The following is a 20,802-nucleotide window of genomic DNA, read 5'->3' on the forward strand; positions in this document are numbered from 1 at the left end:
GCGAGGAACCAGGCACCCGGGACCGCTCCCCGTAGTGGGTCAGCGGCTTGGGGGTCATCTTCATCACCCACAACCCGCACCACGCCTACATGGTCGGCGACCACTTCAGCGTGTTGCGCCTGGGCACCATGGAACTCTCCGCCGAGCGCAGCGAGATCACGCTGGAGGAGCTGACCAATCACATGGCCGGCGGCACCGAACTCGCCGCCCTCAAGCACGAGTTGTCCCAGGTCCGTGGCGTCGACGTGGAGGAACTCCCCGAGACGAGCACCCTCAAAGTCGGTGCCTCCCAGGCCGACTGACTCTCAGGCCCCGACCTTCAGGCCGACCGACCCTCACCAGCACCGGAGACATCAAGAACATGCCATCTCAGCGACCCCTGGGTGTAGCAGTCGTCGGCACCGGCAAGATGGGCGCGGATCATGTGCGCAGACTCGACGAGGTCGTCAGCGGCGCGCGCGTGGCGGCCGTCGTCGACATCGACGCGGAGCGCGCCAAGACCCTCGCGGACGCCATCGAGGGCTGCACGGCGTACACCGAACCCGTCGCGGCCATGACGGATCGGGACGTGGACGCCGTCCTCATCGCCTCCCCGGGTCCCGCCCACGAGGCGGCCCTGCTCGAAGCCCTCGACCGTGACCTGCCGGTGCTGTGCGAGAAGCCGCTCACCCCGGACGTGGCCGCCGCCCTGCGCGTCCTGGAGGCGGAGCGGAGACTCGGGCACCGGCGTATCCAGGTGGGCTTCATGCGGCGGTACGACACCGAGTACCTCAAGCTGAAGCGGCTCCTCGACGACGGGGGTCTGGGCCGGACGCTGATGCTGCACCAACGGCACCGGAACCTCTCGATGCCGCCGTGGTTCACCGAGGAGATGCTCATCAACGACTCCGTGGTGCACGAGATGGACGTGACCCGCTGGCTCCTCGACCAGGAGATCACCGCGGTCACCGTGCACAAGCCGGCCCCGACATCACATGCTCCGGCCGGTATGAGCGACCCTCAGTTCGTGCTCTTCGAGACCGAGTCGGGCGCTCTCGTCGACGTCGAGATCTTCGGCCACTGCGGCTACGGCTACCAGGTGCACGCCGAGGCGGTCTGCGAGCGGGGCACCGTCCGGATCGGCGACGAGCCCGGGCCGCGCCTGAGCGCCGAGGGCCGTTGGGGCGGGCGGATCACCCCCGACTACATCGAGCGCTTCACGGACGCCTACGACCGCGAGGTCCAGGCCTGGGTGGACGCCACCCGGCGCGGCGAGATCACCGGCCCGAGCGTCTGGGACGGCTACGCCGCCGCGGCCGTGTGCGAGGCCGGGGTGCTGTCCCAGCGGGAGGGACGGCGCGTCGAGGTCGAGCTGATCGAGCGGCCGGACTTCTACCGGTAGGGCGGGCACGGAACGGGAGGGGCGGTGCCGGTCCGGTACCGCCCCTCCCGCGTTGCCGTACATCGGATGGCAGGCGTCGATGAGCCGCATCGTGGTCAGCGCGTCGTCGACGTCGAGGGCCCCGTCATGGCACCCTCAGCCGCGTCGGCGCTTGGCCGCGGACTGCAGCTCTGCGCGCAGTAGTTCGGGGTCCCAGTCCTCGGTCACGGCTTGCCACAGGATGTCCGCCTGGGCGGGCGGGGCGAGCCCCTCCACCGGCGGGTCGAGGTCGAGGTCGGTGGGGAACGGGTAGCCCTCGGCGGTCGCCGCGACCACCCGGCGCAGCCAGTCCTGCGCGACGCCCTCGGCCTTGCGGCGCAGCAGCACCGGGAAGAGCGCGTTGGCCATCGACTCGCGGTCCACGGTCTCCATCGCGCGGCCGAAGGCCGAGGAGATCTGCAACAGGTTGGCCATGCGCCTGATGTCCGTCGAGCGGTTGGTGCCGGCCGCGTGGAAGAGCGCGGGATTGAAGAAGACCGCGTCGCCCTTCTCCAGCGGGAGTTGAACGTGGTGGCCCTCGAAGTACTCGACGAACCGCGGCAGTCGCCAGGCGAGATAGCCGGGCTCGAACTTCTGCGAGTGCGGCAGGTACAGCGTCGGGCCGGACTCGACGGGCATGTCGCAGTGGGCCACCGCGCCCTGCAGGGTCAGCACGGGGGAGAGGCGGTGGACGTGCGCCGGATAGCCGGCGGCGCGCTCCTGGGAGAGGAAGCCAAGGTGGTAGTCCCGGTGCACGTTCTGTGCCGCGCCGCCCGGGTTGACCACGTTGACCTGCGAGGTGACCTGGTAGGCGGGGCCCAGCCAGGCCTCGGCGATCAGCTCCAGGACGTCGTTGGCGTAGTAGTCGGCGAACATCTCAGGGGCCCGTACGGCCACCTTGTCCAAGGCGTTCCACACCCGGTCGTTGGCGCCGGGCGCGGCGAAGTGGTCACCGCGGGTCCCGCCGCTCGCCCGCTCCTCCTCGATCAGCGCCCGGAAGGCCTCGGAGGCCGCGTCCACGACGGCCCCGTCGGCGAAGGCGCCCTTGAGGACCACGATGCCGGGGCCGTCCAGCAGGGCCCGGATCAACTCGTCCTGCACACCGCGTCGGCCCTCCGGCGAGGCGGCCAGCGCGCGGAGCCGAGCGCTGTCGTAGAGCGGGACGTTCTGTTCGATCCGTTCGGCCGAGGGATGGTCGGCGGGGTCGGTGTCCCGCTCCACGAGGGTGCGGAACGCGTCGAGATCGCAGTCCGCCTCGGTCAGCCAAGTCCGCGGTCCCGCAGCGATGGGAGACATCCCGGTCCTTTCGCAGTCCGTGTATTTCTGCCAGTCTTGATACTCCAAACCCATCATTCAATGCCTACCGGCGCATCAAAACTCCATCATCGGTCTTTAGGATCACTCATGCGACACCGCTACCCGATCAGGGAAATCGCTCGTCAGGCCGGACTGAGTACGGCCACGGTCGACCGCGTCCTCAATCAGCGGGGCAACGTCACGGAGAGCACCATCAGGGAGGTGCAGGAAGCCATCAAGGACCTGGACCGCCAGCAGAGCCAGGTCCGGCTCGGCGGCCGCAGCTTCATGATGGACATCGTGATGCAGACCCCGGAGCGGTTTTCCACCGCGGTCCGGGACGCCCTCGAAGCCGAGCTGCCCTCTCTGCATCCCGCGCTCGTGCGCTCACGCTTCCACTTCCGCGAGACCTGCGCGCCCGGGGAACTCGTCGCGACCCTCGACAAGATCGCGAGGCGCGGTACCCAGGGCGTGATCCTCAAGGCCCCCGACGAGCCGGAGATCTCCGCCGCGGTGGGCCGGCTGGTCACGGCAGGCATCCCCGTGGTCACGCTGGTGACCGACCTGCCCCACAGCGCCCGCCTGGCGTACGTCGGCATCGACAACCGCGCGGCCGGTGCCACCGCCGCCTACCTCCTCGGTCAGTGGCTCGGCAAGCGGCCCGGCAACGTGCTCACCACCATCAGCCGCGGCTCCTTCCGCGGCGAGGAGGAGCGCGAGATGGGCTTCCGCAGCGCGATGCGGCTCGCCGACCCGAGGCGGGCCCTGGTGGAGGTCACCGACAGCGACGGCCTGGACGCCACCCAGCACGATCTCGTCCTCGCGGCACTCAAGCGGGACGACGACATCCTCGCCGTGTACTCCGCGGGCGGCGGCAACCTCGCCACCCTCGACGCCTTCGACGCGCTCGGCCGGGAGTGCGCGGTCTTCATCGCCCACGACCTCGACCACGACAACACCCGCCTGCTGCGCGAGCGCCGGCTGTCCGCGGTCCTCCACCACGACCTGCGCCAGGACATGCGCCGCGCCTGCCAGATCATCATGCGCGCCCACAAGGCACTCCCCGACGACGGCCCGTCCCTGCCCTCGGCGATCCAGGTGGTCACGCCGTTCAACATGCCACCGGACGCGCCGTCGGTACCGGTCGTCGACTGAGCGACCGCGTGTCCGACCGGCCGAAGCCCCCGCACCGAAGTCGGTGCGGGGGCCCGGGAGTTGAGCTGCGCGTCGGTGGCCTCAGGCCGTGGTGCTCTGCCTGCGGCGCAGGGTGAGGTAGGTGCCCGTCGCGCCGGCGGCCAGCAGGCCGCCCACGCCGAGGCCGACCGGGAGCGCGGGGAAGCCCGAAGTGTCCGTGGACACGGCGGTGTTCTGGAAGGCCGGGCCCGGGGTGATGCTGGTGGAGACCGGGGCGACGTGGTGGATGGGTCGGACCGACTTGACCGAGCCGTTCGAATTCAGCAGCACCTGCTTGCCGTTGGGGTGCCGGAAGTCGAACATGCCGGTCAGTGAACCGGCCGTGGCGTCGAAGGAGTGGTCGCCGATGCGGCCGGTGTGCCAGTTGTCCTCGACGAAGCGGATGATCGACGCCTGGTTGGTGAGGGTGTGGTCGACCTTGTTCACCTTGCTGTACGGGGAGACGATCAGCAGCGGCTGACGGGTGCCCGGGCCGCAGCGGTCCGCGTAACCGCCGGACGCCTTGGGCGCCTTCTGGCAGGCGGGGCTGTCGGTGGCCTTGCCGTTGGAGCCGACCGAGGTGTCCTTGGAGCCGTTGCGCGGGGTGATCGTGGCGTGGTCGTACCAGCCGTCGGAGTCGTCGTAGGCGATGACGATCGCGGTCGAACTCCACTGCGGCGAGCTCTGGATCGCGTTGATCTCGTTGACCAGGAAGTGCTGTTCGTCGGTCGGGTCGGAGTAGCCCGCGTGACCGTCCTGGTACTCACCGGCCTTCAGGAAGCTGACCGACGGGAGCTTGCCCGCCTTCACGGCGGCGGAGAAGTCGGTGAGGTCGTAGTTGTGGTTGGCCTGACCGCTGTGGCCGATCTCGTCGACGCTCTTCGGCGGCAAGTGGTGGGGATTCGAGGTCGACTTGTAGTACTCGAACGGGTTGTGGTGCGGGCTGTAGTCCAGCGCGGAGGCGCCGCCGATGTTGGCGTGCGCGGTGTCGCACTTGGCGTAGTCGCCCTGCTTGCCGTCCCAGCCGGTGGACGGGCGGAAGCCGCCCTGGAACCAACCCCAGCTGACCTTCTTGGAGTTGAGCAGGTCACCGATGTTCTTGCCCTGCATCGACGCGAGCGCGCTGGTGCTGGTGTGGTCCTTGTCGGAGCAGTCGTCGTAGGCCGGGTCCGGGTCGTTGATGACCGTGCCGACACCCTTGGCGTTCGGCGACTGCACCGCGTACGAGTCGGGCGTCGAGGTCTGCTTGGGGTGCTCGGTGCCGGAGGCCGCGTCCGTGGAGATCACGCCGTGCGTCTGACCGGAGACCAGGTTGAGCGCGCCGGGGGTGGAGGGGCCGTAGACCGAGCTGTACGACTTGTCGTTGAGGGCGTACTGCTGGGCGTAGTTCCACAGGCCGGTGACGGTGTTGCCGTCGTAGTAGTCCATCACCAGGCCGGGCTCGCCGAAGAGCCCGCCGCTGCACTTGTCGACCTCGGTGTTCTGCACGTACTGGTCGGCCTTGCCGCCGTTGGCGGCGTACTGCTCGGGCCCGTAGGAATGGTTCTGGTCGCAGGTCAGGGCCTGCGCCGGGGTGAGCCGCTTGGGCAGGTACTGGTTCGGGTTCTTCTTCAACAGCCCGGCGTGCGCAAGGGTGTTGATGTTCTTGGGGGTCTTCTTCGACGCCGTGAACTTGGTGCCGTCGGTGTTCGCGGCTTTCGGGTACGTCGCGAAGTAGTGGTCGAAGGAGATGTTCTCGTCGAACAGCACGACCACGTGCTTGATCGGCGTCGCCGTCGACGAGGTGCTGTGGTGGCCGGCGGGCGCCGCCGCCCAGACCGGCGAACTGCTGCCCAGGACGGTGAGTGCCGCGGCGCCCGTGAGCGCCCCCAGGCTTCGTATCGCTGCTCTTCCCCTGCTGCTCATGGTCGTTCACCCTCCGGGCGGATCGCTGGTGCGCCGTACGATCCGGGATGCTCCGCCTGCCGGGCGGCCCTTCGACGGAAGGCCGGTGGCGGGTGGATGAACACCGGGTCAGGGAAGCCAGGCCAAAGATTGACCCGGTATTGACCCATAAGGCAGCGGAGTTGTCCGGACAGGTTCAGGCGAGCAGGTCACGCCCGTACCAGTCGGCCGCATCCCGTACGCCGGGCAGGGTAAAGAAGTAGCCGCCCCCGAACGGGGAGATGTAGTCGGTGAGGGGCTCCCCGGCCAGCCGGTGCTGCACGGTCTCGAACTGGCGGACCGGGTCCTGCTGGTAGCAGGAGAACAGCAGGCCCATGTCGAGGTTGCCGTTGCCGTCCACGCCCAGGTCGTAGTTGTAGGCGCGGCGCAGGATCCGCTGCTCGGCGGTCGCGGTGGTACGGGGGTTGGCGAGCCGTATGTGCGCGTCGAGCGGGATGACGGCACCCTGGGGGTCGTCGGCGTACCGGGGTGTGTCCAGTTCGGCCTTGCCGTCGAGGGGGGCGCCCGTGTCGCGGGCGCGGCCGAACATCCGCTCCTGCTCGCTGATCGAGACGCGGTCCCAGAACTCCACCAGCATGCGGATCAGCCGGACCACCTGGTAGCTGCCGCCGACCGTCCAGTCCGGCTCGTCCGTGCCCTTGCCGACCCACACCAACCGGCCCATCTCCCGGGCGCTTTCGGTGTCCGGGTTGGCTGTGCCGTCCTTGAAGCCCAGCAGGTTGCGCGGGGTGCCGGAGGGGCGTGGTGGGCTCGTGAATCCGTCCATGCGCCACCGCACCTGCATGCCGCCACGCGTGTGCCGGGCGATGTCGCGCAGGGCGTGCAGCACGGTGTCGGTGTCGTCCGCGTGCAGTTGCAGGCTCAGATCGCCGTGGCACCACTGGGACTTGAGGTCGTCGTCAGGGAAGACCGGCATGGTCGTCAGCCGGCGCGGCTTCGACTTGCCCAGCCCGAACCGGTCGTCGAAGAGCGAGGCCCCCACCCCGACGGTCACCGCCAGTGCCCCGGACGGGAGTTGGGAGCCCAGGATCCCGGAGTCGGCGGGCGGGCCGGTGACACCGACCGGGTCGGGGGTACCGCCGGCGGTCAGCAGGCGCGCCCGGTCGGTGAGGGTGCGCAGCAGGTCGGACAGCTCGGTCCGGTTCTCGGCGGTCACGTCGAAGGACGTGAATACGGTGCACCGGCGCGGCTTCGCGATCGCGGACTGCTGGCGGACGCCGTGGAAGGGGGCGATGGCGGACGTGTCCCCACCAGTGCCGGTGCCAGTGCCGGTCGCGGCCGTGGGCGAGGCCGCGCCGCCGGCGGCCAGTCCGGCACCCGCGAGGGCCGCACCGCGCAGGAAGCGCCGCCGCCCCACTCCGCCGGCCGGTTGGCCCGTCCTGTCGCCTGCCACTCCACCGGCCCGCTCGCCCGTCCCGTCCCCGGTCACTTCGCTCGCCCTCTCGTCCGTCCCCCTGCCTGCCCGCTCGACCCTCCCGCCGCCCGGCTCCTCGCCCGTCCTCACACCGTCCTCCGCGGATCGAACAGGGTCGCCACCGACGCAAGCCGCTCCACCAGATCGCCGAGAACCGCGTCGACGTCCTCGCGCTGCGTACGGCTCAACCGGTTCAACGGGGTCCACCCGCCACCCCGGTGGAAGCCGTCGAGCGTGGTCTGAGCTCGGTCCAACTGCCGCTCCAGCTCGGGCAGTTCGGCGTACCGGGTGGTGAGGAGCGGGTGCAGTCGGGAGAGCACCTCGCGGGTGCCGTCCAGGTTGGCGCGGGCGGTGGCGAGGTTGCTGCCGCTGCCGTAGTCGGTCCGGCCGGTCAGCTCGAACTGCACGGTGTTCTCCAGGATTTCGTGCGCCCGCAGCCCCAACTGGGCGGGATCCATGCGGGTCTGCGCCCAGCTGTCGCGCAGCGCGGTCACCGCCTTCACCAGGGCGGTCGCCGGAGCCTTCAGCGCGGTGGCCGACTGGCCGTGCCACAACCCGTACTCGACCCGGTGGAAGCCGGCGAAGTCCTTGTCGCGCACCCCGCCGGGCAGCCCCGCGTCGGTGCCGTTGATCTCCCCGTCGGCGTCACCGAACGCGTCGTACGCCGCCCCGAGTCGCTCGTATTCCAGATGCGCCGGCAGCCAGGCCGTCCGCGCCCCCGCCAGGTCGCCCCGGTCGATCGCGTCCCGCAGCTTGGTCGTCAGCCGTACGACGTCGGTCAGTCCGCCGCCGATCCACTTCTGGTAGGCGAGGGCGGGCGGGATCAGGTCGTGCTCGGTGACCGGTGCCGCCGCCGGGCCGCTGCGCCCCGTGCTGAGGTGGACCGTCGGCCCGGTGACCGCGTCGGCGTCGTCCGGCACGCATTTGAAGGCGTACGCGCCCTTGCCGAGGCGGACGGTCAGCGCGCGGGTCGTGCCGGGGCCGATGTCCTCGACCTCGCCGTACACGGCCTTGCTCGCGGGGTTCTCCAGGTACGCCTCGGCGGCGTCGGCCGAGGTGTTGTGCAGGTCGAAGACCTGGACCCCGGACGCCGGGTCGGTCCAGCCGCGACCGCAGTGACCGGCGGACACCTCGACGGTGGTGTGCCGCAGCCCGTCGTCCGCCGCACGCGCCTGATGCGGTCCGCGCCGGGCGACCAGGACGCCGGTCAGCGCGAGCACGAGGACGAGGGCGAGTGCCCCGGTCAGCCGGAGCGGAGTCACCTTGAGGCCGGAGAACGGCACCCGGACCTCCGAGGGTCGTACGTACGAGATCACCTCATGCTAGGAACCGGATCGCGTCCGAACGCTCGTCCAAAGGAATCCATGACCAAGAGTTCCCGCCCGGTTCACTCGGCTCTCACGGGCGTCCCGGCGGCACTCACGGGCGCCCCGGCAGCCGTCCGGGCGGCTCACTCCTGGCGGGTCGGGGGCTCGTCCCAGGACTCGAAGCCGGGCAGTGTGCCGGCCGGCACGGCCAGGGACAGGGTGGTGGAGTCGGTGTCCACCGCGGGCTCGGGCACTCCGTGGATGATCGTCCGGGGCAGCATGACCAGCGCGGTCGTGCCGGTCCCGGTCCCGGTCGCGGCCGGGCGCAGCTGGGCGCGGATGCCGTGCCGGTCGGCCAGCCGGCCGACCACGAACAGACCCATGCGCTGGGAGATCGACACGCCCACGGTGGGCGGATTGGCCAGACCGTGGTTGAGCTCCGCCAGCTCCGCCGGGGGCAGACCGATGCCCTCGTCGTGGATCTCGACCATGGTCATGCCGTCCGGCAGCCCGGCCGCGGTGACGCGGACCTTCGAGTTGGGAGAGGAGAAGATCGTCGCGTTCTCCAGGAGCTCGGCGAGCAGATGCACGAGGTCGGTCACCGCGGGGCCGTTGATCTCCGTCTCCGGGACCCCCGACACCTCGATCCGCTCGTACTGCTCGACCTCCGCGGTCGCCGCCCGGATGACGTCGACCAGCGGGAGGGGGCGGTCCCACTGCTGGGTGGGTTCCTCGCCGCCGAGCACGAGGAGGTTCTCGCCGTTGCGGCGCACCCGGGTGGCGACATGGTCCAGCTTGAAGAGACTGGCCAGCTGGTCCGGGTCGGCCTCCTTGCCCTCCAGGTCGGTGATCAGGGCGAGCTGACGCTCGATCAGGGACTGGTTGCGGCGGGCCAGGTTGGTGAAGATCGTGTTGAAGTTGCCCCGGACGATGGCCTGTTGGGCGCCGATCCGGACGGCCTCGCGGTGGACGTGGTCGAAGGCGCGGGCCACCTCGCCGATCTCGTCCCGGGTGGTGATGGGAATGGGCTCGACCTGCCGGTCGACGGTCTCGGGGACGCTGCGGGTGAGCCGGTCGAGCGTGGCCGGCAGCCGCTGCTCGGCGATCTCGTGGGCCGCGGCGCTGAGTTGCCGCATGCTCCGGCTCATCGACCGAGCCACCCAGGAGGCGAGGAGCAGGGCCACCAGGATCGACACCAGCACGAGTACGGCGTTGGTGATCGCGTCGTTCCGCGCGTCGTCGGCGATGTCCTGGGCGTCGGCCAGGGCGGTGTCGCTCAGGTTGACCTCGATGCTGCGGTAGGCGTCGAAACCGAGGGTGGAGGCGGCGAAGAAGGACTCGGGCGTGATGCCCCGCGCGGCCAGCGAGGCGGCCGAACTGCCCGACCCGATCGCGCTGTTCATCTCCGCCAGAGTCGGCGGCTCGACGAATGTCTCCCCGGCCGCCTTGGCCTTCTGCGCGGCCTGGGCGGTCTGTGCCCTCCCGCGCTCCTCGGCGGCGGCCAGCGCCGCGCGCAGCCGGGTCATGTCGTCGGCGGTACCGGCACCGGCGTACTCCTGGAGCGCGACCTGTTCGAGATAGACGTAGGAGTTGAACGAGCCGAGCTGGGCCTGCAGTTCGCCCGGGGCGAGGGTGCTGCGGTCCTCCACGAGGAGGTGGACGCCGATGGAACGGATCAGGGACTCGGCGGCCTGCGTGAGGGACATGGCGTAGAGGGTGCGGCCGAAGCTCGCCTGGTTGCTGCTGCCGAAGCCCAGTTCGTTGGAGATCTCCATGAGGGGGTGCTGGAGGGCGTGGTAACTCTCCTCGGTCCGCACGCCCTTGAGCTGGGAGGTGAAGGCCTGCGCGCGCACGGTCGGGAGCAACTGTTCTCCGGCGCGCACCAGTTGGACCCGGCGCAGCAGCCCCGGGGTCTTCGGCATACGGGCCACCGCCCGGTCGAACGCCACCGCGTCCGCGTCGGTGATCCGGCGGGCCTGCGCGACCGTGCTCGACGTCCTGTCGCCGTTCAGCAGCGGAGCGACCGAGACGTCCCGCTCGTTGATCGCGTCGCTCGCGTACTTGTTGGCCGCCTGGACCAACTCGGCCACCCGGACGGCGTCGTCGGCCGCCTGCCAGGTGTCCACCGAGTTCCGCACCCGCAGGCCGCCCAGCACGAGGGCGACGAGCACCGGGACGAGCAGGATGGCGTGCAACTTCTGTGCCACGCGCCAGTTGCGGACGAAGAGCGGTCGGCGGGCGGGGCGTGAGGTCGTGGGCAAGGTGGTCCTATCGGGTGCAGGATCGCCGGTGCGAGAGGTGCGAGAGGTGCGAGAGCGGGCGGTCGGTGCTAGAGGGTGCCGTCGGTGCGAGTCGATGTAGGGCCCGCGCCGCGCGCACGAGTCTGAGCGATTTCTAGCACCGGGGGATCGTTTCTGAACGCGCTTTCTACGAAGTGAGGCGCCCGGCACAGGGTCAGGACCAGGTCCATACCTGGTTGACGCTGCCCGCGCAGGCCCAGCCCTGGACCGGTTGGCCGTCCCTGCCGGAGGAGGCGGCCACCGCGTCCAGACAGGAGCCGCCCGTCGCGGTGACGAGCGTGTGGCCGCCGCCGAGCCGCCACCTCTGCGCGCTCTGTCCGTCGCAGGTCCGGGCCCGGACCTTCTGCCCGTTGCTGCCGACCGCGCCGGCGTCCGCGTCCAGACACAGATGCGTGCTCCGATTGACGACGATGTACGTGGAGGCCTGGCCAGGCAGGCGGTACAGCGCCCACCTCTGCGTGGCCGCACCCTTGCACCCCCACACCTGGACACTCCCTCCGCGGACATCCAGACAGCGGGCGACATCAACGGTGTTGACGCTCTCCGTCACCGTCACGGCACCGCTCCTGACGGGCCCACGCGCCCCGGCGTACAGCAGCCTCTTGGTCTCCGTACCGACCTTCCCGTCCGCCATGAGACCCGCCTCGCGCTGGAAGGCCCGGACCGCGGCGACGGTCGACGCGCCGAACCGCCCGTCGACCGTGACGTACAGCCCGTAGCCGTTGAGGAGGGTCTGGAGGGTCTTGACGCAGTCGCCCCGGCCGCCCGACACGATCTCGGAGAGACACGCGGCGGCGCGGATGTCCCGCGGCCCGGACTTCGGGGAAGGCACCACGGTCGGTGACTCGTCCGTCGCCTGGTCGGCCTTCTCCTCCGTCGCCGACGGAGCGGTCGTGGGCGCACTCGGCGAACCGGCGGACGGCGCGGCCGACTTGTCCGCCGCGGCCGACGAGGTGTCAGGGCCGGGGTCGGCCGCCGCCGACGGGCTGCCGCCCTGCTGGAGCAGCGCGGCGGCGGTTCCCCCGGCGACCAGGACGGTTGCCGCCACGGCGCCCACCATCAACTTCCGGCGTTTTCCGGGGGCGTTGGAGGTCTTGGGCGCAGCGTCGGCCTCCGGTGCGAACGGCGCGGCCGGGGGAGGCGCGGATGCCGAGGCAGCGGCGGGCTGTCTCTCCCGCAGGTGCGGCCGTTTCGGCGTGGACCGGGGAGGTCTGCCGTCCGGAGCGGGTAACTGATGGCTGATGGCGGTCCGGAACACCATCTCCGGTGTCGGTCGCCGCTCGGGATCCTTGTCCAGGCAGGTGCGGATGAACGCGGCCAACTCCGCGTCCACGGCCGCGACTTTGGCGAGGACCTTCTCCCGTGGCTCCTCGAAAGCCACCCGGTGCAGGATGTCCACGCCCGAACCGTCGCCGAACGGCGCCTTCCCGGTGACCGCGAACGTGAGCGCGGAGGCCAGCGAGAAGACATCGGCGGCAGCGGTCACCTCCTGGCCCCTGACCTGCTCAGGGGACATGAAGGCGGGGGTGCCGACGTTCTGCCCGGTGGCGGTGATCGAGGTGCCGTCGGTGGCCTGGACGACGCCGAAGTCGATGACGCGGGCGCCGTCTGCCCCGAGGATCACGTTGGACGGCTTGAGGTCACGGTGGACGATGCCCGCGCGCCATATCGCCTCGACCGCACGGCCCAGGTCGGCGAAGAGCCGCCAGGCCGCCGCCGCGTCGATCGGCCCGCGCGCCTCGATGGCCTGCGCGAGCGTGGGCCCGGGCACGAACTCGGTGGCGACCCAGACGAGGTCCTCGTCGACGCCACTGCCCAACAGCCGCACGATGTGCGCCCCTTGGACCCGGCCGAGCGAGCCGACCTCGCGCTCGAAACGCTTCCGGAACAGCGGGTCCTCGGCGTACTCGGGCCGGATCACCTTGACGGCGACCGGGCCGCCGCCCGCGGTGTTTTGGCCCAGATAGACCCGGCCCATGCCGCCGCTGCCGAGCACGGACACCAGTTGATAGGGGCCGACCCGCCGGGGATCGTTCTTCCGCAGCGGGATCACGGGCGGCGGCTCCATGCCGGCCGCCGCATAGGCCAACTTCTCCGACCGGCTGCGGTCTTGGTCTGGCATGGGGTTCCTGGTCTCTCGCGTGACGCGTGTGACGGCGAGAGTAGCGCAGAAAATGGGTATCAACTGCACTTATGATAAGGGTCAGTTGATGGGTCCCCGGCATCGGTCCGCACCGACGCCGGGACCCGGGACCCTACGAGAACCGCGCCTACTCGGCGTCGCGCGGCCTGTCCTCCTTGGTGCCGTCGCCGTCCGCCTCCGGCGTGCGCAGGTAACCCTGCAGCTCCAGCAGCCCGTTGGCGGGGCGGCCCTCGGAGTTCTGTCCGTTGAGGTTCTGGCGGACCGAGTCCAGGATCGTCAGACCCTGCGCGACCAGACCGGCCGCGATCTCGCCGAGGCCGTCCGCGCCGTTGAGGACGTTGACGTTGGCGCCGGCCAGACCGCCCGCCGCCTCCTTCACGATCTGCGGGAGCTGGTCGATCAGCATCCGGTCGAGCGCGACCCGGTCGTACGAGGAGGCGGCCTCGGCCTGGATCTTCATGCGCTCCGCCTCGGCGATGGCGAGCAGCTTGATCCGCTGGGCCTCTGCCTCGGCCGGCTTCACGATCTCGGCGACCAACTGCTGCTGACGCAACTGGGCCTGGCGCTGGGCCAGTTCGGTCTGCGCGGCCAGCACCTCCTGCTGGGCGTGCGCCTGCGCCAGCGGACCGGCCTGGGCGGCCTGCGCCTGCGCGCGGTCCACCTCGGCCGAGTACTCCGCCTTGACGATCGCGGTCTGCCGGGCGTACTCGGCCTGGTTGCGGGCCGCGACCTGCTCCGCCTCGACCGAGGCCTGCGTGGCCTGGGCCTGCGCGATCTGCGCCTGGCGCTGGATGGCGGCCTTGTGCGGCGCGGACATCGCGTCGATGTACCCGGTGGCGCCGTCGTCGATCGACTGGATCTGGAGCGAGTCGACGATGAGCCCGATCTTCGCCATCTCGACCTTCGAGGTGTCCAGGACCTCCGCGGCGAGCTTCTGCCGCTCGGTGACGATCTCCTCGACCGTCATCGAGCCGATGATGGAACGCAGGTGACCGGCGAAGATCCGGCCGGTCAGCACCGACATCTGGTCCTGGTCGGACAGGAAGCGCTGGCCCGCGTTGATGATGCTCTCGGTGTCGTTGCCGACCTTGAACGCGATCACGGCGCGGACGTGCAGCGCGATGCCCTGCCTGGTCACACAGGTCTCGGTGACCTCGGCCTCGCACATCGACAGCGTGAGGAAGCGAGTCTTGCGGAAGACCGGCAGCACGAACTTCCCGTGCCCCGTGACCACCCGGAACGGCGCGCCCCCCAGACCCCGTCGCCCGCCCGAGATCAACATCGCCTCGTCGGGGGCGGGAACGCGGTAACCGAACATGTTGTACTCCTCAACCTGCGCCGTCGGCGTCGCCGTCCAGCGCGTCCAGTGGATCGACCCACTCGATGACCTCGACCTCGCGACAACCGCGGGACTCGACCACGAGCACGGTGGCCCCCTTCGGAAGGGGCTGGGAGGACCAGGCGAGGAAGGTCTCGGAGCCGCCCCTGACCCGCACCAGGATCTCGCCGGGCCCCGCGGCTCCGCGCGTGGGGAGGAGCAGTTCCCCGGTACAGCCGATCACGGCCTCGTCCTGCGGCATCGCCGGCGGCCTCCCCTCGTTCTGGCCCTTGACCTCCGACGATAGTCCTCTCCGGGCCGGTGGCCTACGCTCCGGTAGGTTCGGCCGTGGTGGACGTCGGCCGCATGCCTCGCCAGGGGCTGGCGGCGGTCTCCCGAGCGGGCTGTGGCTTACTGGATCCATGCGCGACCACAGCGAGGCCCGACCGACGACTTCCGCGACGTCACCGGCCGTGCCACCGGCGAATCCCGCGACGGCACCGGCGATTCCGGCCACGCCACCGGCTGGGCGTCCGACGACCCCCACCGCACCACCGGCCGGTTTCCCGCTCGGCGCCGCCACCACGATCGCGGAGCTTGAGCGCGACCCGCACCCGCGCCTCGCCCTGCTGCGCGAGCACGAACCGGTCTCCTGGATACCGGAGTTGGGCGGCTGGACGGTCACCCGCCGGGACCTGGCGATGCGCGTGATGCGTGACCCGGTCACCTTCACCGTGGACGACCCCCGCTTCTCCACCGCCCAGGTCGTCGGACCGAGCATGCTCTCGCTCGACGGCCCCGCGCACAAACGGCACCGGGAGCCCTTCACCGACCCCTTCCGGGTCCGGGACGTGCACACCCGCTTCAACGAGTTCGTCGAGCGGGAGAGCGGCCGGCTCGTCGACGCGATCAGGCCCCGGGGCAGCGCCGAACTCCGCCGCGAGGTGGCCGGACCGCTCGCCGTCGCCGTCGTCGCCGAGTCCCTCGGCCTGCTCGGCGCGGACCCCAAAGAGGTCCTGACCTGGTACGACGCCATGGTGGGCGCGGTCTCCGACCTCACCGTGGGCGAGCCCGCCGACCCTGCGGCCGGTGCCGCCTTCGCCCAGCTGGAGGCCAGCGTCGGGGCCACGGTCGCCGCCCGCAACGAGGGCTCCGTACTGGTCGAGGCTGCCCGCGACGGGCGCCTGGAGCTGCCGGAGGTGGCCTCCAACGCGGCGGTGCTCATGTTCGGCGGGATCGAGACCACCGAGGGCATGATCACCAACGCCGTGCTGCACCTCTTGCGCGACCCGGCCCAACTCGCCCTTGTGCAAGCCGATCCCGAGCTCATCGATGCGGCCGTCGAGGAGTCGCTGCGCCTGGAACCCGCGGCGGCCGTGGTGGACCGCTACGCCACGGCCGACGTCGAACTCGGCGGCGCCCATATTCGTCGCGGCGACCTCGTCAGCGTCTCCATCGCCGGCGCCAACCGGGACCCGGCCGTCTTCACCGACCCCGACCGCTTCGATCTGCGGCGCGACAACGCCCGCCTCCAGCTCGCCTTCGCCCACGGGCCGCACTTCTGCCTCGGCGCGCATCTGGCCCGCCTGGAGACCAGGGTCTGCCTGCGCCACCTCCTGGACCGCCTGCCCGACCTGCACCTGGACCCGTCGGCCCCGGCCGAGGCGCGCGGCCTGGTCTTCCGCAAGCCGCAGGAGCTGCGGGTGCGGTGGACCGCGTAGACGTATGACGGTGCCGTCGGTCGCCGACGGAACGCACCCGGCCGATTCCCGGAACCGTGTGATTGACTGACCGCCGTGCTGCACGAGTCGGTCTTCCGTACCGAGGAACTGCCGGTCGGCGACCGGTTCGAGGCGTGGACCGAGCGGCTGGGCCGCACCCACGCGCCCATGGAGCTGGACAGCGACCGCGCGGCCGACTATCGCGGACACCAGCGCCTGATCGGCCTCGGCGACGTCACGATCTGGCCCGCCGCCTTCGACCAGCTCGTCTTCCGCCGCACCCCGAAGCTGGTGCGCCGGTCCGACCCCGAGGTCTACCACCTCTCACTGCTGCGCCGCGGGACAGGAGCGGCCAGTTGGGGCCGGGAGCACACCGCCTACGAGGTCGGCGACATCCACACCAACTGCTCGTCCCGCGCGTACGAGATAGCCACCGGCTCCGAACCGGTCAGCATCGTCGGCATCGAAGTCCCGCGCACACTCGTGGCGTTGCCCGGGAGCAGCGCGGACCGGGTGATCGGCTCGCGCATCTCGGGCCGGGAGGGGCTGGGCGCGCTACTGGCCCAGTTCCTCGGCCAGTTGGCCGCGGACACGAATCCCTACGCGCCCTCGGACGCACCGCGCCTCGGCAACGTTGTCGTCGATCTGGTCACCGCGCTCTTCGCCCACGCCCTGGACGCGGAGAGCCAGTTGGCGCCGGAGACACACAGTCGCGCCCTGACCCTGCGGATCAAGGACTTCATCCGGCGCCATCTCGACGACCCGGACCTCACGCCCGCCCGGGTGGCCGCCGCGCACCACATCTCGCGCAGCTATCTGTACCGCCTCTTCCAGGCCGAGGACCTCGCCGTGTCCTCGTACATCCGCGACCGGCGCCTGGCCGGTGCCCGCCGCGACCTCGCCGATCCGGCGCTTGGCGGGCTGCCGGTGCACGCGGTGGCGGCCCGCTGGGGCTTCCCGCGGGCCGCCGAGTTCAGCCGTGCCTTCCGTACCGCCTACGGCGTCACGCCGGGCGCCTTCCGTGAACAGACGCGGAGCCAGGAGGAATTCGCGAGCGGCGACAGTGGACTCGGTGCCAACTAGATGTGGACGGTGTGCCAACGACAGGCGGGCCGGTGCCCGCGCATGCTGGTGATCACCGCGATGCACGTACGCGGGACCGGGAACGTGCCAGGACCGTGGGGGAGTCCTGGCACATCCCGCCCCGGGCCGTGATCCCGGCCTCGTCAGCCGGACAGCCCCGTCACGCGGGCGCGCAGAGCCGAACCATTGCGGGCGTACTCCTCCCGGAGCCGGTCGAGTTCCGGGACGAGTTCACCGGCGGCGGGGCCGAAGAACTCCTCGGAGTCGGTGAGTTCGGTGACGCCGTCCGGCCGAGGGGTGAGCACGAACGAGTGCCTGCCAAGGAGCGTGTCGAGCGACCCGCCCTCCCAGACCAGCCGATGCGGGGCCCGCGCCTCGACGATCCGCAGAGTGACGTCCTGCTCGGCGGTGTCGCCGCGCGCGACGCGGCCCGGCAACTCCGTTCCCACCACGGCCTGTTCGGGCTTCGCCTCGAAGGACAGGACCGGGTGCCAGTGCGCGTACTCATCGAAGGCCATCAGCACGCGCCACACCTCCTCCACCGGAGCGGGGATCCTGGTCACCGCGGTGACGACAGGGGCCGCCATCACGGCACCAGCACGATCCGGCCGCGCAGGCCGCCCGCGGCGAGCCGGGCGTGGGCCTCGGCGGCCTGCGCCAGCGGGAAGACCGGCCCCACCCGCGGTGTCAGCACACCGACCTCGGCGAGCGCGGACACATGGGCGAGCCGGGTCGCGTCCGGACCGGCGGAGGTGAGGCGCACCACCACGCCCCGCTCCGGCGCCGGCAGCACGTCGACTCGCACGCTCACGAAGACGCCGCCGTCACGGACGGCCGCCAGCGCGGGCGCGCCCAGAGCCGCCGCGTCGAGCACGCCGTCCACTCCCTCCGGCACCAACTCACGTACCGCCCCGCTCAGTTCCTCGTCACGCGATACGAACCACCTGGCGCCGAGACCGCGGAGGAACTCCTCGTCCTCGGGCCGCCCCTGCGCGACGACCCGCAGGCCCCGCGTCCGGGCCAGTTCGACGGCGTAGCCGCCGACGGCACCTGCGGCGCCCGTGACCAGCAGCGTGTCCCGGGGGCGCAGCGGGAGGTGGTCCAGCGCCTGCAAGGCGGTCGTCGCGTTGAGCGGGATCGTCGCCGCGAGCGTCAGGTCCATGCCCTCGGGGGCAGGGGCGAGGGAGTTGAGGTCGGTCACGAGGTATTCGGCCTGGGCCTTCGTGGGCCGCAGCACGGGGGCGTGGAAGACGATCACCGGAGTGCCGACCTCCAGGAGGACACCCGCGCCGACCGCGTCGATCGTGCCGGCGGCGTCCAGACCCAGACCGATGTACTCGACCTCGTCCAACGGCCCGAAGAACCCGCCCCACACAGCGGCGTCCGCGGGATTGAGCGCGGCGGCCGCGACCTTGATCCGGACCTCGAAGGGACCCGGTTCCGGGAGCGGGACCTCCACGACCTCGACGGCCTCGGGTCCACCGATCTTCTTCACAACTGCTGCACGCATGATCTTCGCTCGTCCCTTTGCATTGTCGAAAGCCTTGGACTCCACGAACGCTAGGGGAGTTACGATCGATTCGTAAGTAGGCACTTTTTAGTGCGTTGCGCTCCCGACAGGAGAGACCGATGGCCACCAAGGCGAAGCCGGCCCGCCCGATCGAGCCGGGAACGTACGAGGCGTACATGCACGACTGCCCCGCGGTGGCCCTGCTCTCGACGATCAGCAACCGGTGGGTCAGCCTGACGATGTGCACCCTCGGGTCGTACGGCGAGGCGATGCGCTACAGCCACATCAGCCGCGAGATCCCGGGTGTCAGCCAGAAGATGCTCACCCAGACCCTGCGCATGCTGGAGCGCGACGGCATGGTGAAGCGGACGGCCACCCCGACCGTGCCGGTACGCGTCGACTACGAACTGACCCCGCTCGGCGAGGGCCTCTACGGCCTGCTGTCCCAGGTGCGCGACTGGGCCGCCGACAAGACCGACGAGGTCGACGAGGCGCGAGCGCGCTACGACACCCGGAAGACCGAGCCGGCGGGGGCGTAACGCACTTAAAAGTGCCTACTTACGCGGCGCCCGCGACTCCCCTAATGTTGGTTGTGGTCGGCGTTCATGGCATTCCGTTTCGCAAAGACCCCTCTCGCTCGCGATGCGTCGACCCCTCGCTCACGCCTCGTCGGACCCACGCCCCGCCGGCCGGACCTCGCGCGGGATGCCGAGGGCGCACACCGCGCCGGCCAGGACCACCGCGACGCCGACCCACACCGCGGGATGCAGCCCGTCGACGAACTGCCCGGGGTCGCGCGTGCTGCCGTGCGCGACGAACACCGTGCTGAGTACGGCGATGCCGAGCGCGCCACCGATCTCCCGGACGGTCGTGTTGGCGCCGGAGGCCTTGCCCGCGTGCTCCTTGGCGACCGAGCCGAGGACGACCGCGGCCGTCGGCGCGAAGACGAAGCCCATGCCGATCCCGGCGACGATCATCGGACCGACCAGCGAGGGGTACGCGGTGTCGGTGTCGGTGACCAGGTTGATCCAGCCCAGGCCGATGCCCTGGAGGAAGAGGCCGAGCGCCATCAGGCGGCCGCCGCCGACCCGGTCGGTGAGCAGCCCGGCGACCGGGGCGACGAACATCGGCATCAGCGTCCAGGCCAGGGTGCGGACACCGGCCTCCAGCGGAGTGCGCGGCGGCACGATCTGGAGGTACTGCGCCAGCAGGAACAGGGAGCCGAAGACGCCGAAGTACATGGTCGCCGAGACGACGTTGGTGAGCGTGAAGGCCCGCACCCGGTAGAAGGACAGCGGCAGCATCGGTTCGGCCACCCGTGCCTCCCGGACCGCGAAGCCGGCCAGCAGCACGGCACCGCCCGCGAACGCGCCCAGCACCTTCGCCGAGGTCCAGCCCGCCGGCTCGCCGTGCACGATCGCCCACACCACCGCGCACAGCCCGGCCGCCGCGAGGACCACGCCCACCAGGTCGAGCCGGACCCCGGGCAGGGAACTCTCCCGCAGGGCGTACAGCGCCAGCGGGATGGCGACGACACAGACCGGCACGTTGATCCAGAAGATCCACTGCCAGTCCAGTCCCTCGACCACCGCGCCGCCGACCACGGGCCCCATCGCCACGGCGAGTCCGCTCACCCCGGACCAGACGCCCAGCGCGAGCCCGCGCAGCCGGTCGGGCACCGCCTGGGAGAGCAGGGTCAGCGACAGGGGCATCACGGCCGCGGCACCGAAGCCCTGGATCGTACGGAAAGTGATCAACTCGGCGCTGGTGTCGGACAGTCCGCAGCCGACCGAGGCCAGCGTGAACACGGCGATGCCGACGACGAAGACGGTCCGGCGGCCGAACCGGTCGCCCAGCGCGGCACCGGTCATCAGCAGGCAGGCGAAGCTGAGCACATAGGCGTTGACGAACCACTGGAGTTCCTGCGTGTTCGCCCGCAGGTCGACGGCCAGGGTGTGCAGGGCGGTGGAGACAACGAGGTTGTCGAGCGCGACCATGAACATGGGGACGCTGCAGGCCAGGATCGCCAGCCACAGCGGGGTGCGCCGGGTGTCGGCGCGGGGTGGTGCGGTGACCGGCGCGGTGCGGGCCGGGTTCTGCTCGGACAGGGACATGGCAGGGGAATCTCCTAGCGCACGTGAAGACCGGGGGCCTACTTGTACAGAGGCTCGTTGCGGCTTCAACCGGACAGGGA

At 70.9% G+C, this 20,802-nt stretch carries 16 protein-coding genes and 1 pseudogene; 6 read left to right on the plus strand and 11 right to left on the minus strand.

Translation table 11 applies throughout. The features are described 5' to 3' along the window. Positions 1-44 precede the first annotated feature (44 nt). Positions 45-302 (plus strand): annotated as a pseudogene (locus ACWDR3_RS35460) (sugar ABC transporter ATP-binding protein); the annotation flags it as partial. 59 nt (positions 303-361) lie between these two features. Then, positions 362-1,381 (plus strand): Gfo/Idh/MocA family protein, encoded by a 1,020-nt coding sequence (locus ACWDR3_RS35465; RefSeq protein ID WP_450356678.1) that lies wholly within the window; start codon positions 362-364, stop codon positions 1,379-1,381. A 135-nt stretch (positions 1,382-1,516) separates the two neighbouring features. Here the strand turns inward: ACWDR3_RS35465 and ACWDR3_RS35470 are convergent, their stop codons facing one another. Further along, a complete protein-coding gene (locus ACWDR3_RS35470) occupies positions 1,517-2,695 on the minus strand; it encodes a phytanoyl-CoA dioxygenase family protein (RefSeq protein ID WP_450356679.1) in 1,179 nt (392 codons plus the stop codon). A gap of 108 nt (positions 2,696-2,803) precedes the next feature. Here ACWDR3_RS35470 and ACWDR3_RS35475 point away from each other — a divergent pair, with 108 nt between their 5' ends. After that, entirely contained in the window at positions 2,804-3,850 is a 1,047-nt protein-coding gene (locus ACWDR3_RS35475; protein WP_450356680.1) for a LacI family DNA-binding transcriptional regulator, read from the plus strand. An 81-nt stretch (positions 3,851-3,931) separates the two neighbouring features. On the opposite strand, the gene ACWDR3_RS35480 is transcribed toward ACWDR3_RS35475, so the two are convergent. From ACWDR3_RS35480 to ACWDR3_RS35510, 7 genes are all read right to left on the minus strand, one after another. After that, a complete protein-coding gene (locus ACWDR3_RS35480; protein ID WP_450356681.1) occupies positions 3,932-5,773 on the minus strand; it encodes a phospholipase C in 1,842 nt (613 codons plus the stop codon). A 175-nt stretch (positions 5,774-5,948) separates the two neighbouring features. Beyond that, entirely contained in the window at positions 5,949-7,205 is a 1,257-nt protein-coding gene (efeB, locus tag ACWDR3_RS35485) for an iron uptake transporter deferrochelatase/peroxidase subunit (RefSeq protein WP_450356700.1), read from the minus strand. A gap of 107 nt (positions 7,206-7,312) precedes the next feature. Then, positions 7,313-8,509, minus strand: coding sequence for an EfeM/EfeO family lipoprotein (locus ACWDR3_RS35490; RefSeq protein ID WP_450356682.1), 1,197 nt, complete (start codon positions 8,507-8,509; stop codon positions 7,313-7,315). Positions 8,510-8,676: 167 nt separating this feature from the next. Further along, positions 8,677-10,794, minus strand: a complete 2,118-nt coding sequence (locus tag ACWDR3_RS35495) for a nitrate- and nitrite sensing domain-containing protein (protein WP_450356683.1) — start codon at positions 10,792-10,794, stop codon at positions 8,677-8,679. 193 nt (positions 10,795-10,987) lie between these two features. Next, positions 10,988-12,955, minus strand: coding sequence for a protein kinase domain-containing protein (locus ACWDR3_RS35500; protein WP_450356684.1), 1,968 nt, complete (start codon positions 12,953-12,955; stop codon positions 10,988-10,990). Between the two features lie 148 nt (positions 12,956-13,103). Next, positions 13,104-14,294, minus strand: a complete 1,191-nt coding sequence (locus ACWDR3_RS35505; RefSeq protein WP_450356685.1) for an SPFH domain-containing protein — start codon at positions 14,292-14,294, stop codon at positions 13,104-13,106. Between the two features lie 10 nt (positions 14,295-14,304). Beyond that, complete coding sequence (locus tag ACWDR3_RS35510) at positions 14,305-14,556, minus strand: hypothetical protein (protein WP_450356686.1); 252 nt, start codon at positions 14,554-14,556, stop codon at positions 14,305-14,307. Positions 14,557-14,716: 160 nt separating this feature from the next. Here ACWDR3_RS35510 and ACWDR3_RS35515 point away from each other — a divergent pair, with 160 nt between their 5' ends. Beyond that, positions 14,717-16,015 carry a cytochrome P450 gene (locus ACWDR3_RS35515; protein ID WP_450356687.1) on the plus strand — a complete coding sequence of 433 codons (1,299 nt, stop codon included), beginning with the start codon at positions 14,717-14,719 and terminating at the stop codon, positions 16,013-16,015. A 75-nt stretch (positions 16,016-16,090) separates the two neighbouring features. Continuing rightward, on the plus strand, positions 16,091-17,098 hold the full coding sequence (locus ACWDR3_RS35520) for a helix-turn-helix domain-containing protein (RefSeq protein WP_450356688.1): 1,008 nt from the start codon (positions 16,091-16,093) through the stop codon (positions 17,096-17,098). Between the two features lie 143 nt (positions 17,099-17,241). On the opposite strand, the gene ACWDR3_RS35525 is transcribed toward ACWDR3_RS35520, so the two are convergent. Continuing rightward, entirely contained in the window at positions 17,242-17,685 is a 444-nt protein-coding gene (locus tag ACWDR3_RS35525) for an SRPBCC domain-containing protein (protein WP_450356689.1), read from the minus strand. Next, on the minus strand, positions 17,685-18,608 hold the full coding sequence (locus ACWDR3_RS35530; protein ID WP_450356690.1) for a zinc-binding dehydrogenase: 924 nt from the start codon (positions 18,606-18,608) through the stop codon (positions 17,685-17,687). Before ACWDR3_RS35530 ends, ACWDR3_RS35525 begins: the two co-directional genes overlap by 1 nt. A gap of 119 nt (positions 18,609-18,727) precedes the next feature. Between ACWDR3_RS35530 and ACWDR3_RS35535 the strand changes: the two genes are divergently transcribed. After that, a complete protein-coding gene (locus ACWDR3_RS35535; RefSeq protein WP_450356691.1) occupies positions 18,728-19,147 on the plus strand; it encodes a winged helix-turn-helix transcriptional regulator in 420 nt (139 codons plus the stop codon). A 120-nt stretch (positions 19,148-19,267) separates the two neighbouring features. Here ACWDR3_RS35535 and ACWDR3_RS35540 read toward each other — a convergent pair whose 3' ends face one another. After that, a complete protein-coding gene (locus ACWDR3_RS35540) occupies positions 19,268-20,722 on the minus strand; it encodes an MFS transporter (RefSeq protein WP_450356692.1) in 1,455 nt (484 codons plus the stop codon). Positions 20,723-20,802: the final 80 nt, after the last annotated feature.

It is taken from the genome of Streptomyces sp. NPDC001002 (assembly GCF_053599215.1).